Consider the following 15,374-nt stretch of genomic DNA (forward strand, 5'->3'; position numbering starts at 1 on the left):
ACTCCTGCTCTTATCCTTCCAGATCATGCAGCTGCTTCTTCAATTCGATCATCTTATCACGCAGCTCTGCGGCAGCTTCGAAGTTTAAATCGGCCGCCGCCTGTTTCATTTGCTTGTTCAAATCCGCCACCAGCTTCTCCAGCTCCTTCTTGCTCATGGATTCCGGATCTTTTTCAAATATCATCTCCTGCTTTGCAACCGCTTTGGAGATGCTGATCAGATCCCTTACCGCTTTTTGGATCGTCTGTGGCGTGATTCCGTGTTCTTCATTATATTTTTGCTGAATCTGCCGTCTCCGGCCGGTCTCCTCCAGGGCTTCTTTCATGGAATCCGTAATCTTATCCGCATACATGATGACATGTCCCTCGGAATTACGGGAAGCCCGGCCGATCGTCTGGATCAATGAGGTGGCCGAACGCAGGAACCCTTCCTTGTCCGCATCCAATATGGCTACCAGCGTAATCTCAGGAATGTCCAGACCCTCCCGCAGCAGGTTAATTCCCACCAGCACGTCGAATACATCCAGACGCATATCCCGGATGATCTCCGTTCGTTCCAGCGTATCAATGTCGGAATGCAGATATTTTACCCGGATTCCCAGCTCTTTCATGTAATCCGTCAAATCCTCCGCCATCCGCTTGGTCAGCGTCGTGATCAACACCTTGTGGCGGGCGGCCACCTCTTTATTCACCTCACCCACCAGGTCATCGATCTGGCCTTCCACAGGACGTACCTCCACTTCCGGGTCCAGCAGGCCCGTGGGCCGGATGATCTGTTCCGTCCGCAGCAGTTCATGCTCCGCCTCATACTCTCCCGGCGTCGCGGAAACGAACAGCAGCTGATTGATCTTACTCTCGAATTCCCCAAAGTTCAGCGGCCGGTTGTCTCTGGCCGAGGGAAGCCGGAAGCCGTATTCCACCAGCGTCTTCTTCCGGTTCTGATCCCCAAAATACATTCCCCGGATCTGAGGCACCGTCTTATGGGACTCATCGATCATAATCAGGAAATCGTCCGGGAAATAATCGATCAATGTCCAGGGCGGTGTGCCGGGCTCAAGGCCGGACAGGTGCCTGGAGTAATTCTCAATTCCCGAACAGAAACCGGTCTCCCGCAGCATCTCGATATCAAAATTTGTCCGTTCCGATATTCTCTGGGCTTCCAACAGCTTGTCCTCGCTCTTAAAATAGCGGATCCGCTCCTCTAACTCCTCTTCGATATGCTTACAGGCCTCATTGATTTTATCCTGGGGGACCACGTAGTGAGACGCGGGAAAGATGGCAATATGGGCCAGGGTACCCTTAATCTCCCCGGTCAGCATGTCGATCTCCACAATCCGGTCAATCTCGTCTCCGAAAAATTCCACCCGCACCGCGGTTTCACTCCAGTCGGCCGGGATGATCTCCAGCACATCGCCCCGCACCCGGAAGGTACCGCGCTTAAAGTCCATCTCATTTCTGTCATACTGCATGTCGATGAGCTTGCGGATCACCTCGTCCCGGTCTTTTTGCATCCCGGGCCGCAGAGATACGGTCATGTTCTGATAATCCACGGGACTTCCCAGACCATAGATACAGGACACGCTGGATACGATGATCACGTCCCGCCGTTCCGACAGTGAGGTAGTCGCGGAGAGGCGCAGCTTGTCTATCTCATCATTGATCGAGGAATCTTTTGCAATATAGGTATCCGAGGAGGGAACATAGGCCTCCGGCTGATAGTAGTCGTAGTAACTGACAAAGTATTCTACCGCGTTCTCCGGAAAGAACTCTTTGAACTCGCCGTAGAGCTGCGCAGCGAGGGTTTTGTTGTGGGCTATGATGAGGGTCGGCTTCTGCAACTGTTGAATTACGTTGGCCATGGTGAAGGTCTTGCCGGAGCCCGTGACGCCTAGTAAAGTCTCGAATTGATTGCCTTCCTTGAAGCCTTTTACCAGAGTTTCGATAGCCTGCGGCTGGTCGCCGGTGGGCTGATATTCACTGTGTAATTTGAACTCCATAATGTGTTTTTACCTCCTTGGTGACCCGATAAAAAGTATTTGTATAGACCATAAATTCGTAAATTTAAATATTCAAAAAAGCTGGCATATAGACATACTTTCGAATTTTTACAAGTATTGGCTACTTGAATACATTTTTTCTTCTACTTCTTAATCATTAAATATCAATGCGTCCTTTTATATGTCCTATCCCGATTGTTTCCTATTGCCTCTATTTCCCCGTTCTCCGTAAGCACCTTCAACAGTTCACGCGTTCTGGATGATTTTAAATCAATCCATCCTGCAATTTCGGCAGTTTTATATTCTTTTCCTGGTTCCATCATAAGCACGATTTTCTCTAATTGTCTGTCTGTTTTTTTAGATACGGACTTCTTATCGCCGTTTTTTATCGCCGTTTTTTTATCGCCGTTTTTTATCGCCGTTTTTTTAACCAGCGATAGTGTCAGAATTGTACGATCCGGTCCATACTGCTCCTCTATCTCAGGCTCTTTCCACCCTTCCTGTTCCCAAACAGAAAAAATATCCGGAACACCGCTTCCCGCACGCTCACCGATTCCAATCATATTAAACATCTTCATCAATGCCTTATTTCGCGGATCTGAAATTCCACCTTTTAGCATCTGTCGTTTTCCAATCCTTACATATCCAGGATTTTCGATAACAATAGATTCCTGATTTTTCCTAACAACAATCCCACGTCCCACATAATAATCCGCATTTACCAGACAGTTAGCAAGCGCCTCCCTCAGTGCTTTATGCACCGGTGTATCATCAACACGATTCCCACCCTCCAATTTGAATGGTATTTTTATATCTTTAATCAATTTATTGTAGACCCGAAAATAAAAATCAAACAGATTCCCTGTCCAGTCTCCTGAACTGGAATGCAGTCTATCTGTCCATCGTATTGTTGGATCTAAAACTTCTCTATAGTCCAAAAAATACTCCGGGAATTCGCGAACAATATGATATTCCTCGCCAAACATTAATAGGCCGGCCGCTGTCGGATGCAGTTGCCCATCTTCTCCTGAATAAGCTGCTGCTCCAATTCTTTCAAGATACTGCTCATCACTTAAGTTTTCCCAGGGATGTCCGGCACGATATGCCATGTGGCGGTTCCGATATCCATGTAAAGTTTCCAAATCAATATCCGACAATGGCATACGCTCCAATACCTTCATATCCATGGTGATTTCCGGTTCGTCACGCAGCATCGCTAGTACCTCATTCCGCCCACAATGATAGTCTCCTTCCCAATTTCTCCTGAAAGTTCCGCTAAACATATCATTGTTAATGTACACCGGCTTCTGTTCGCGCTTGGCCATGGGTACATGAATCACCAAAACAACATCGTCATTATCAGCGGTAAAAGTTTCAATATCTCTGTCTGTCAACAAATTGACCGATACCTTATTCCTATTATTAATCGTATCCCAAAAATCTTTCCGCAGTTTTGCTTCATCTGTCAAACCGGTTGCCCGCCAACTGCCATCATCATTTTCTTTTACCCCAAGAATAATAACTCCACCATAGCAATTCGCAAAAGCGGAGTATGTGTCCCATAAAGATAACGGCAAGCCTCCTCTTGCTTTCTTCACTTCACGGCGGTTATCTTCTCTATATGAATCAAATTTCGAAATATTAAAAATCAACAGCCCCACCTCATTTCTGTTTCCCGTTTTTGATGCACTAAAACTTTGTTGTTACCCACGCCAAGCATACACATAACTTGCATAATAGGAAGATCTTTCTCCTTTATTCGGCCTGTTCTCCTTCATTTTAATACCTTACCATCTGGAGCATCTTTCCAAGTTGTCAGCCCCATAACCGGCTTCTCAGCACTGTCTAAACATTATTGCTATCTAAGAATTCATACTTGTGCAAAATTTGCACAAGTTAAGCATTCCTCTAGTTCACCCTTTGTATAAACTATTAATCCATAACATCTTTATATTCAAGTATTTAGAACACTGGTATATAGATACTTTTTCGATATTTTATAAATATGAGTCACTTTCATTGACCACCCAGGCCTTCTAAGCTACCAAGAATTATAACATAGACATTCAAAAAAGTATAGGGAAAAATGGAACACCTGTTCTTTTTTTGGCATCTAAATATTACCAACCTGTTCCGTGATCATTTCCAATTACAAATAAAAAAGACGGAATACCAGCTAATTGCTGAAATCCCGTCTTTACCCGTCTCAAAAACTACTGACGCCGTCTGCCGTATAGAATGCCCAATGAATAAGTTCCGTCCCCTTTTCTTTTTTTGACTCATAAAGCGCCTGATCCGCTTTGTTCAAAAGCGAGTCACAGGATGTTTCCCCGGTTCCGGAAAAGACAACCCCGACACTGACGGACAAGGGATTTTTCATGGGCAGCACTATTTGCCGCTCTTGCCAATCTTTTTTCAGCCTGTCAAAAAAAGTTTCCACTTCTGTCTTTTGATTGAAGCCCGACAGAAAAACAGCAAATTCATCTCCCCCCATGCGCCCCGCCAAAGCCGTAGAAAAACAGATGGCCTTTAAGCTTTCGGAAAAGGAAATCAGCACTTTGTCGCCGTCAGGATGGCCATACTGATCGTTAACCTGTTTAAAGCAGTCGAGGTCCATCATCAAAAACGCTCCACTGTCTCCGGATGCCAAAAACCGTTCACAGGTTTCTTTGAAGTATAACCGGTTCAGCAATCCGGTCAGCGAATCGTGGCGCAGATTGTAAATGATCTGCGTATGGGTTTGCTCCACCATATGATGAGGAAAAAACTCATCCCGCGTCTGATTGGGATCCGGAACGGACTGATGGATATGCAGCACCTTCCATTCATGTTCCGACCTCTCCAGAACCACCGTGAAGCGAAAACGCATATCATACAAAATCCCGTCCGGCGCATTTTCCCGCACAATCAGTTCCCCCATTACAAAGGAGTGTTTATCCGAAAGCTCCGTGGTCTGATACCATTGGTCCTGGATTGTAAACCGGCCGTTCCATTCACGGCTTTCTTGTTCGATGGTACCAAGGAATTCATCCAAATTTCGTTCCACTTCATGAGCACCCGTTCCAATAACGCTGATTCTGTCAGAGATATAATCGCCTACAAGGTCATACCGCCGCTCCTCCAAATAGAGTTTCCAGATATTGCGGCAAAAATCATTCGCAGATATACCGTTATCCATGTTTCCGTCTCCTTTCACAGCGTGGGCATCACTAGAATACTTGCAACCTAACCCCCCTGTTATCAACAGTCAAAAGCATACCCCAAATGTCCGCATTTTGCAACGTCATTCATACAAAATTCATTCATGCAAAACGTATCATTTATACAAAACCTATCATTTATACGAAACGCCGCTCCGACGAAAGCTTCCATTCCCATGTGCCCGGCTATCAGTTCCGGGAGAAATTAATTTGCATCAGACAGACCTTTTCCCGCCTTTTGTAAAATTTCAGTGTATGCGCTAATAATATCATTCACCACAAAGGGCTTTGCAATATGCGCGTTCATGCCGCTGTCGAGACACTTTTGTACGTCTTCACGAAAAGAATTGGCTGTCATGGCAATGATGGGTACCGTCCCTGCGTCGGGGCGGGGAAGGGCGCGGATGGCCTGTGTCGCGCTGTAGCCGTCCATTACCGGCATCTGGATATCCATCAGAATCAAATCATAAAATCCTTCGGGCGCTTCCGTAAACCGCGCAACAGCCTCCTGCCCATTTGGGGCGGCGGTAATCACAGCCCCTATGTCTTGCAGCAGAGCCGCCGCAATCTCCAGATTGATTTCATTATCTTCTACCAACAAAACCTGTTTGCCGGCCAGCACCGTGGATTGTCCCGTTTTCGGCTGGTCCTGGGCTTGTCCTGTCAACTCTGCCATGAGTTCTGCAAGATCCGAGTGGAATACCGGCCGGCACAAGGTAGCCTCTGCACCGCATAAACCGGCTGCATCATCCAGCTCGTCCTGATCCTGCCCAGTCAGAATGACCTTCAGGGCAGGATTTTTATCCTTCTCTCTCATCTTTGAAATAAACTGCCGCATCTCCCCGGTTACGTTCCACTTTACAAAACACAGTTCATAGGGAGTACCTCTTTGCGCCGCCGTATGTACCTTGCTTAGGCCAGTGTCCGCATCGGCTGCTGCATCCACCCGGAAATTCTCCTTTTCCAGCAAATCGGCAAGATGTATTCTTAATTCATCTACCTGATTCACGATCAGGACAGACTGGCCGTTTCCGCATCGGTTCCCGTTTTCACCGTTGTCGTCAGGCGCACAGGCGAAGGGCAGCTCGACCGCAAAGACGCTCCCCGCCCCCAACTCGCTTGTGACGGTAATAGATCCGCCCATCATCTCCGCAAAATTTTTCGTGATGGGCAGCCCCAGCCCGGTACCGCCGTATTGCCGGACAATACCGCTGTTCTCCTGCGTAAAGACTTCAAACACCCGGTCTATATTTTCCGGCGCGATTCCCCGGCCGCTGTCTCTGACCTCAAAGCGGAGCCAGATCCGGTTCTCTTCACGGCACAGTGTTGATACATTCAGACTGACGTGTCCCTGCGCCGGCGTAAACTTCATCGCATTAGACAGCAGATTGGTCAGGATCTGGTTCAGCCGAAGCGCATCGCCCACCAGATACTCCGAAACCTCTCCGCGGATAAAAATTTGAAAGTCAATCTGTTTGGCGAACGCCTGCACATGAAATACCGTCATCAGCGCCCGCAGGAGCCTTCCCAAATCGAACCGCTCCGGATGCAGCTCAATCTTTCCGCTTTCAATTTTAGACATATCCAGAATATCATTGATCAGCGAGAGAAGGTGATTTGACGATAACGTGATCTTATCCAGGCAATTGCGCATCCGGTCCGGTTCATCAATATGATTTTTTCCAAGTTCGACCATCCCCATGATACCATTGAGCGGCGTACGGATTTCGTGGGACATTTGGGACAGGAAGTCGCTTTTCGCACGGTTGGCGGCCTCTGCCCGATCCTTTTCCATCCGCAGCAGCTCATTACTGCGCTTTTCGCTGCGCCTCAACAGAAAAAAGAAGGTAAGCACCGTGACCAGCACAATGAAAAAGATTCCAACTCCAACAAGCGCCATAAACTGACTCAAATAGACAATTTGATCGTTTACGGTTTCATATGCCATGCTGGTTACCATATACCAGTTAGTTCCCTGGATCGGCATATAATAAAGGTACACATGGTGTGTGCCGACGCTCAGGAGTGTCAGCCCGCTTTCGCCCGCGTCGATTGCGGCGCGAAAGGACTGAAAATCGTAACCCTTGTCAAAGGTTGCCTGCTGCTCATAGATCGTAAATAAATTGCTTCCGTGTACGATATCATCCTCCGAAAAGGTGCTTTTGATCACAAAATCCCCGTTTTTGGTCACGATATTCGTATAAGAATTTGTCTCTGTCTGACTGTCCATACCCAGCCTGGAACCAATGTCGGATGTATGGATTCCAACGATCACAGCGACCAGCTGGCCGTCCTGAAACTGCACGGGATCCATAGTGGTCCCCAACAGGATCGTGCCGCTTTCCCAAATATTTTCGTTGACGGAAACCAGTTCCCCGGAACCGGTCAGCAAAGTGTCAAGGCCGGAGATTTTGGACATGGCGGGGGCAGCGCCTTCCGGGGAATAGGCGATTCCCTCGTCACTGATGATTGCGATATGAGGGAACGCATTATTTATCTGCGCATGGGCCAGAAAATTCTCCAGGCTGTCTTCATCTTTTAAGTCGTTTTCAGATATTGCATTTGCAATGGTTCGGATCTGGGAAAACTGGCTGTCCAGATTGGTTTGGAAATGGCTGCTGAGCTGTGTGGTCATTTCCTGCAAATAGACCCCGCTGATATTGGTCACAGTGCGCTCTGATACTTTCCCGTATATCGTCGTCGCAAGCAGGCAAAGGAGTCCGGCTATCAGAAGCAATGCCGGAACCGTCACCAGTAATCGGCGCTTATCACTTTTTTTAATGTGGGTTTTCAATGCTCCTCCATCCTTTCCGCCTGCCAGGTCTATTTAATTGTCCTGCGCCAAATCGATGATTCTTCCTTCCAGTTTCGCGTTCACCGTGGTATCCCGATGCTGTTCAAAATACTGCGCCAGGGCGTCTCTGTAAAGCAGGCCGGTTTCTTTTATCAATTTCACGTTTCCCTTTGGGGCCGCGTCGTCATAATAATTGAGCATCGTATAACCGTCCCCATTCCCTTCCGCATAGGTTTTTGATCCGGCCATATAGTCCGTCACCGCAACCTGGTAGCTTGCGTTTGGATCCAGGTCTGTCCCATCGGGCATGGTCACACTTTCGAGTCTGCCGCCGGCCTCTCTGCCGCTGTCAAAGGTATATCGGATCCCGGAAACCTGTAAAAACCGTCCGCCCGGGAACTCCTCGGTGCAGGTGGACACACTGTTTTCCAGCATGTCCCACAGGGTTTTCCCCTCCATTTCTAATATTATGATCTGGTTGTCAAAGGGACACACTACGGCGATATCCCCGCCATAGACCACGCCCTCGTAAAAGCTGGCCCGGATTCCTCCGCCGTTCACCACTGCAATGGGAGCGCCGGAAGCCTCGGCAACACAGTCCGCTATAAAATTGCCAAGCTCTGTCTCATGGAGACGGACATTAAAATTATCAAGCAGAAGGTCATGGTCTACCGTTCCGACAATACTGAAATCGTAGGAGGACTCGTCCGTTCCCTCATAATAGAACTGATCGATTGCCCGCAAAGCTTCTTCGACCGTGCATTTGTCAGCCAGGATTTCTCTCACGTAACCGCCCAGGTATTCCACAGTCTTGCTCGGAAACAAGACATTGTAAATATATCCCGATTCCACATACTCTTCTACACCCCGCGGAATCAAATCTTCCTGCTGCTGATAATCCGTAAGACAGGACTTACCTCCGCCCATATCCGCTATCAAAGCGTCCTGTCCTTCCGATGTCGAAAGTAATTCCAGGATACGTCTGCAAGCATCCTGCTTTTCTTCACTAATGGAACTGTTTATACCCATAAGGGCGGATGGAGAGAACAGGAACCAGGGTTCCTTTCCTTCTTCACTAAAAAGCGGGAGCATCCGGTAGGTATATGCCTCGCCTGCGCCTTCCTCTACCTCTTTCCGGTTGCTTTCCACACATTCATAATAGAGCGTGGAATCACCGAAGGCAGCCGCAAGAGTTCCATTGCCCAGCCGCTTCATACAGAGGACAGTGTTGCGCTGACGGGCTATATCGCCAGGGTCCATAACGCCTGCGTCTTCAAGAGCATCGGACAGGTTGAAGCACTGTTCCCAAGTGCCGGCAAAGGTGGCTTCCTTATTTTTAAAATCTGCCAGCCATTTGACTCCATCGACCGTTCCCAAAAAATCAGGCACCATATTTCCAACATAGAACAAGCCCACTGATGTATTGTAGTCGCTCATGATAGAAAAACTGACGCCGTCTTCACCGACGCCAAGCCCTTTTTCCTTTAATTCAGACAGAGCGGCCACCAGTTCTACATTATTGGTCGGCAGAGACAGACCGGCCTGCTCAAATAAAGTCTCGTTAATCACATATCCGCTGAACACACCAGGCAGCGGAATCAGATAGGTTTTTCCGTCTATCTTCCAGGCATTCATAATCGTACCGTCATAAGAGGTGCTGGCTTTTGTGTCACTGATATCCAGCAAATACTTATGTACCAGATTAGTATCCGGCTGTGCCGTAATCACCAGATCCGGCCCCACCCCTCTGTCCAGACGGCGAAGCTGTTCGCTTGGATAGGGCGATAGTTCTGTCTGCAGATCAATATCGTCATAGGTAGACTCCACTAATTCCTCTACCTGCTTAAAATTGTTGTTATAAAGTATTTTTATCACGATTTTTTCCTTAGGCGCCGGCTGGCTGCAGCCTGCAAATAACAAAAGCAGCATGGCAGCGCTCAGCGTATAAGCAATCCCTCTTGTCAAACTGTATTTCATATGGTTTCCTCCTCTTGGTTATCTTTGAAAAGCTGCCGGGAACGGTATGATAAGTTCCTTTCCTGAGGTTATCATAAAAACACCACTGATTACTCACGGCCTGTCCGCAGGTGTACAGGGTCTGATCAGTGGATAAAAAGTAACGGAGATCATATGAGCCGATTCATTTTAAAGGGGCTTTGTCCACAGCAGATCGCTCCATGTGTTACTGTAAAACAGCGCTTTTTTCTTGGAACCTTACCCAGATTATTATAATTCAAATGGCTTTGTTTTGCAACAGAATATGGCTATTAAACAGGTTCTTATAACACAGGCACCTCCCTATGGAAAAAAAATAAGACGGAACGCCAGCTAAATGCTGAAATTCCGTCTTTCCAGGACTCAGGAACTATTGTCCTCCTCATGGTTCAATGCCTACAGGATAAAATGACCTGCCGCCGAAATACCCGTCCCCAGCACCGCCGACATAACTACCATCGGCGGAACAGACTTTTTATCTTCCCCGGATACCAGGATCACGACCGGAAGCGCAAGAGCAAGACCCGTCACGCCGCCTTTGATCCACCAAGCCAGCCCGTACAGATCGATGTTCAGAATAACAAAGGGCAGAATCAGGTAGAACACAAATGCGGAGGCAATGGAATGCCTGTCCAGTTTCATTTTAATCATCGGCAGCACATCGATGGCGCCGGCCACAATACCTATGAGCAGGGTGACAAAGAAATCTTTCATAATGTTTTTTCCTCCGCATATTTTGTTTTACACTTTACGCACTCGATTTCGTAATTGTAAGAATCCAGATTTTTCTCAAGGACAGTGAACAGAGGCGATTGGTCCTCCGGGCAGCACAGTCTGTTTTTTATGGTTATGAGTTTTTTATCTGAGTAGATGTTTTGGTTTTCCTGTTCAAAATCAATCCGTATACTGCCGCGGGACCCGCATTTACATTTGTATGCAAAGCGAAAATGGTCATAGGTGACATAACACAGATAACCGATACTCTGTCCGCACTCCCCGCAGTATATCCAGCCGCCGTATGTACTCGCAAGCCTTGTACTTTCCAGTTTTTTTATTCTGGGAACCCGTGCCATTTTACGCCTCCGCCCTGATGATTTTCATGCTGTCCGAGGAAAGCAGCTGATCCAGAAACGCTCTCGTTTCCTGCGGCGTCCGGTACTTGGGCATATCCGCAAAGATAAAGGACAGCTCATCCATTTCTTCCATAGCCTGTTTAAAGGTGTTATTCTCAACGGTCTCAAGTTTACTGTATTCCAGATTCTTGGGATCCAGCCGATGGGTCGATATTGCGTAACCCACCCTCTTTTGGCAGCTGCATTTTCCTGTTTTGGACAGTCCGCAGTATTCTCCCAAAAACTCCGCCACTCTTTTCCGGATCCGGGACAGTCTTTGGCGGTAGGCCTCCGGTGTAATGCCAAATATATCTGCGCATACCTTACTGTCCACCTTGAACATCAGGCCCAGGACATAGATGCAGCGGCTCTCCGGGTCAAGGCACTGCAGCATCACATTGGTGCAGGACTGTTTCAGCTCATCCGCCAGAACCGCCTCCTCCACGCCCTGCAAGAGATCGTCTGAGTTCGGCAGGAATCCCGCGTCGATATCCTGGCCGTAAAACTCGAAACTCAACGGACGCTGCGCAAACATCGATTTTTTATAATTAATTAAATAGTTCGCCGCCACCCGGTAAACCCAAGTGCTAAAAGCGCATTCTTTTCGAAAAGCCGAGAGCTGGGTAATAATTTTGATGATAATTTCCTGAGTTGCATCCTGCGCATCGTAAACACTTCCCAGCATTCGAAGGGAAAGGTTGTAGATCATATCCTCCACACCCAGAATCAGCCCTTCCAGAGCCTTTTTGTTGCCCGCCACGGCTTTGTCAATCAGTTCAAAAGTTTCCGTCTGCATAAGCATTTCCTCCTTTTATTCTTTTCACTATATTAGACAGCCAGGAATCCAGGTTGTGACATAATTTCTTAATTTTTTTATACCCCTTCATCCTAAAGGAATTCCGGAAACTAATATATGATATTTTGATATCTAACGCAACTGCACATCTGTGTCCCGCAGCACTTTATCCAATGTATGAAACAGCTGATCCTGGTCAATGGGTTTCGTAAGGTATTCATCCACTCCCATCCGCCCGGCTTCCTGTCTCTCATTTTCAAATGCGTTGGCGGTCATGGCTATAATCGGTATATGCTTCGCTTCCGGGTGCGTACCTTCCCGGATCTTTTTCGTGGCCTGAAGCCCGTCCATCACCGGCATCCGGATATCCATCAAAATGGCCTGGTAGGTTCCGGGAACCGACCGGTTAAATTTCTCCACAGCCAGCTTTCCGTTTTCGGCGGTATCGACCTTGAGGCCCCGCATTTCCAGAATCGTCTGCGCGATTTCCCGATTCAGATCGCTGTCTTCCACCAGCAGTATCCGTTCCCCCTGATAATTCCTGGTATCCGGCGCTGTGTCCTCCTCGTGCGGAAGTTCCGTTTCCTGACAGGGCTCCGCTTTTTTCATGGGCAGGATTACGGTAAAGCAGCTGCCCTCGCCCTGGCTGCTTTCCACCGAGATACTGCCTCCCATCATATGAATCAGATTCTGCACAATGGCAAGCCCCAGGCCGCTCCCCTCAAAGACTCTTCCGCCGTTTTGTCTTTCCTGCTCAAACGGTTCAAAGATTTTATTCTGAAACTCCTTCGACATGCCGATCCCATTGTCCTTTACCATGATACGGGTCCACATGACATCCTGCGCCTGGCGGATGGGTGTGATACATAAGGACACCTGTCCTTCTTCCTCGGTGTATTTAACCGCGTTTGTGAGCAGATTCATCAATATCTGATGTATGCGCAGAGAGTCCCCGATATAAGTCCCCTGAACTCTCTCGTCAATCTGTATCTGAAGCTCCTGTTTTTTCACCCTGGTCTGCCCCTCAATCAGCAGAATCACGTTTTGGATCACTTCCTGGAGCTGAAACGGCTCCTTGACAATATTTATCTTCCCGCTCTCAATTCTGGACATATCCAAAACATCGTTCAGAAGGGACAGCAAAAACTTTGCCGACAAGCCGATTTTCGCCAGACAGTCTTCGATCTTCGTGCGGTTATCCAGATTCGCAGCCGCAATGGATGTCATTCCCATAATTGCGTTCATGGGTGTCCGGATATCGTGGGACATCCGGGAAAGGAAATCACTTTTGGCGGTATTTGCCTGTTCCGCCATCTTCAGGGCATCCTGCAGAACCAGATGCAGCTCGTGGATGTCACGGAAAGTCAGAAGAACCAGATTGTCCTCGCGCCCTTCCAGAAGAGTACCGATCATTTCACACCACCGGTACTCGCCGTCTGCATTCAGGCGGCGCACTTCCAGCGTGATCCTTTTATCTGTCTTCTCCATTCTCCGGCGGATATGATCCAGCTTAAAGAATTCAAAGAAACGCTCCCGGTCGTCCGGATGAATGATGGTCTCCCCATATTCTTTATTAAACGCCTGAAAAATTTCCTGTTCTTTTATGGCGTTCATGACCTCATCCGATTTGTAGGAAACGAATTTGCCGGTGTCCAGGTTTAGCACGATAAATTCTCCGAAGAGAGTCATGACACTGTCAATCAGCAGTTTTTCCTTGGAACGGTATTCTTCCTCCGTCCTCTTCACCCGGTTAATGTCCCGCATGGTCCCAATCAGACGCATAACTCCGTTTTTGCCGCGCATGTAATCCGCCTGGATCAGATACCAGTGATAATCCTGGCCCTGATATGGGATCATACGCACTTCCGCCCGGTGCGTTTCCCCGCGCATCAGCTCCTCCACCAGAGGCAGATCCGGCGGATATACGATCCCTGTCATCTTCTCCTGATATTTTTCCACCCGGACAGCCTTCCCGCCCATCTGCGCATTCTCCTGGCTCAGGAACAGATCCTCCTCAGGATAATATTCAAAAATGACGTCCGCGGAATTCTCCACAGCAATCCGGTATTTGAGCTTCTCCTGCTCTAACTCCGCCTCCGCTTCTTTACGCTTCGTAATATCCAGCAGCACCAGCGTATACTCCGCGATGCCGTCACGCTCGCCGGTTTTCTTGCCCTCAATGTGGAACCAACGTATCAGGCCTTTCGTCCCCCTGACCCGCCCGTCAAAATTCACCGGCAGTCCTCTGGCTGAGCTGGCCCGGCAGTATTCTATATTTTTCCCGCTTTCAAAAAAGCGCAGCCCGCCGCCTGGTTCTATTCCGGAGATATTTAACATCTCCCGGCAGTTACGGCTGATTTCCAATATGGTAAACTGCTCATCCGCCAGACATTTGATCACCCCGCCCGGGATACTGTCAAATGCGGTCTGACGCTCCAGCTCCAGCTGATCCTTCATCTTCTTATGGATATCTATATTTTTACAGAGAGTGATCTCCATCACATCTCCCGGCTCCGCCGTTCTCTCCAAGAATACGACCCGGACAAGCACCCACTTATAGCTTCCATCCTGATAAAGCTGCGGGAATTCCAATTCCAGTTCCATCTGCCCGGCCGCATAACAGGCCAGCAGATTCTGCCGGCTGAACATCTCCAAATAGCGCTCCCGGTAGTCAGGATGCACCGTCTCCGATGCTTTCAGGGGCAGATCATCAAAATTCCCGGAAGGCGGCGGAAGAACCGCCTGGGACGCTTCCCTGTTTAATTTTACATAAGTATTTTTCGTCAGGTTTACCGAATAGATCACCGGATACTCTTTGCCCGCCACGATAATCAGTTTTTCCCTTTCCCGTTCCAGCTTCTGCTCTTCCTGGCTGGATACATGAGGCGTGACGGAGACCAGATACGCGGGAATATTCTCCTTCCCCCAACTGAACATGGTAGCCGAAATATCCACCACTTCTCCGAAAGGATCGCCGTAGCTGACCCTGGTATTTGTCTCCCGGTCCCCCATCGTAAGCAGGGGACAATTGGCGCAGCTGCCCTGCCACACTTCATGGCATATTTTTCCAAGCGAAATATCCGGTGTAATCTGTTTCACTTTATCATTAAAAAAAAGTAGTTCATGAGTATCCCGCTTTATTACATAAATGGCAGTGTTCCCCATATGGTTGAGTATTTTTATCAAGTTCTCCGTCCCTGCTCCGTCCATCATCCCATATTTCCTCCTCTGAATCAGCACTTTCCCCCAGCCAAAGGCTGCCTTATCCGCTTTCTTCTATGATTAACCGCAATCCTATAACGTCAAAAAGAGTTTCGCCGTTGAAACTCTACGCCTGTGTCGGACCGTGCAAGCGGCATCTTACCTGCCGCCGGACCGGCGGTTCTGTTCTTACCACAACAGATACTTTAACAATAATTATACTTGATTCTTACCCTTTGCACAATCATCTTTGACCCTCCCGCTCCTTATCTTAAGCAGA

9 protein-coding genes are annotated in these 15,374 nt (G+C 48.2%); all 9 read right to left on the minus strand.

All coding sequences use genetic code 11. From position 1 onward, the window contains the following. Nucleotides 1–10: 10 nt before the first annotated feature. The gene (gene uvrB, locus KTH89_RS08720) at nt 11–1,996 is read right to left on the minus strand and encodes an excinuclease ABC subunit UvrB (protein WP_158341840.1); all 1,986 of its coding nucleotides are present in this window, start codon (nt 1,994–1,996) and stop codon (nt 11–13) included. Between the two features lie 164 nt (nt 1,997–2,160). Then, nucleotides 2,161–3,648, minus strand: a complete 1,488-nt coding sequence (locus tag KTH89_RS08725) for an ATP-binding protein (protein ID WP_238721400.1) — start codon at nt 3,646–3,648, stop codon at nt 2,161–2,163. A 554-nt stretch (nt 3,649–4,202) separates the two neighbouring features. Then, nucleotides 4,203–5,174, minus strand: a complete 972-nt coding sequence (locus KTH89_RS08730) for a diguanylate cyclase domain-containing protein (protein ID WP_238721401.1) — start codon at nt 5,172–5,174, stop codon at nt 4,203–4,205. A 227-nt stretch (nt 5,175–5,401) separates the two neighbouring features. Continuing rightward, entirely contained in the window at nt 5,402–7,990 is a 2,589-nt protein-coding gene (locus KTH89_RS08735) for a hybrid sensor histidine kinase/response regulator (protein ID WP_238721402.1), read from the minus strand. A gap of 33 nt (nt 7,991–8,023) precedes the next feature. Then, nucleotides 8,024–9,967, minus strand: coding sequence for an extracellular solute-binding protein (locus KTH89_RS08740; protein WP_238721403.1), 1,944 nt, complete (start codon nt 9,965–9,967; stop codon nt 8,024–8,026). Nucleotides 9,968–10,381: 414 nt separating this feature from the next. Next, nucleotides 10,382–10,699 carry a hypothetical protein gene (locus KTH89_RS08745; protein WP_158341850.1) on the minus strand — a complete coding sequence of 106 codons (318 nt, stop codon included), beginning with the start codon at nt 10,697–10,699 and terminating at the stop codon, nt 10,382–10,384. Next, nucleotides 10,696–11,058, minus strand: coding sequence for a hypothetical protein (locus KTH89_RS08750; protein WP_238721404.1), 363 nt, complete (start codon nt 11,056–11,058; stop codon nt 10,696–10,698). Before KTH89_RS08750 ends, KTH89_RS08745 begins: the two co-directional genes overlap by 4 nt. Before the next feature lies 1 nt (nt 11,059). After that, nucleotides 11,060–11,893 carry an RNA polymerase sigma factor gene (locus KTH89_RS08755; RefSeq protein ID WP_238721405.1) on the minus strand — a complete coding sequence of 278 codons (834 nt, stop codon included), beginning with the start codon at nt 11,891–11,893 and terminating at the stop codon, nt 11,060–11,062. A 132-nt stretch (nt 11,894–12,025) separates the two neighbouring features. Further along, nucleotides 12,026–15,106: a hybrid sensor histidine kinase/response regulator gene (locus KTH89_RS08760; RefSeq protein ID WP_238721406.1), complete on the minus strand. Its 3,081-nt coding sequence runs from the start codon at nt 15,104–15,106 to the stop codon at nt 12,026–12,028. Nucleotides 15,107–15,374: the final 268 nt, after the last annotated feature.

The organism is Diplocloster agilis (assembly GCF_019042275.1).
GTDB lineage: Bacteria > Bacillota > Clostridia > Lachnospirales > Lachnospiraceae > Diplocloster > Diplocloster agilis.